This window comes from Methylobacterium sp. J-077 (assembly GCF_022829365.1).
Classification (GTDB): Bacteria; Pseudomonadota; Alphaproteobacteria; order Rhizobiales; family Beijerinckiaceae; genus Methylobacterium.
Window position 1 is genome coordinate 1 of record NZ_JAKSYJ010000145.1, and the last position, 460, is coordinate 460.

Annotated in this window: 1 tRNA gene and 1 rRNA gene; both read left to right on the forward strand. The window is 65.9% G+C overall.

The features are described from left to right. Positions 1 to 163: 163 nt before the first annotated feature. Positions 164 to 279 (forward strand): 5S ribosomal RNA (gene rrf / locus MKL11_RS17710). 103 nt (positions 280 to 382) lie between these two features. Continuing rightward, positions 383 to 459 (forward strand) — tRNA-Met (locus MKL11_RS17715). Position 460 lies beyond the last annotated feature (1 nt).

Genomic DNA, 460 nt, shown 5'->3' on the forward strand with positions numbered 1-460 from the left:
CCGTGATCCGTGTCCGTGCGTGACCGGCAGCCGCTAGGCTGACGACCACCCCGACACGGTCGCAGAAAGACCCGCAGCAGACAGCTGCATGCTGGCCGAACCGGACCCCCGCCGTCGCAGCACCCTGCGAAGGCCAGGTCCGAAAACAATTGCGATGCGCCGGTCTGGTCGCTCGAGCGGCGTGCCAAGAACCCGCTCCCATCTCGAACTCGGCCGTTAAACACGCCAGCGCCCATGCTACTGTGCCTCAAGGCACGGGAGAGTCGGTCGCCGCCAGACCCGCACATCGCAAGACAACACGATCCCTCGACACGACACACGCTACGGCCCCGGACCGCGCCACAACGCGCAACGCCAGCCCGGACCAGCCGAACAACCTTGGCGCGGGGTGGAGCAGCCCGGTAGCTCGTCAGGCTCATAACCTGAAGGTCACAGGTTCAAATCCTGTCCCCGCAACCAA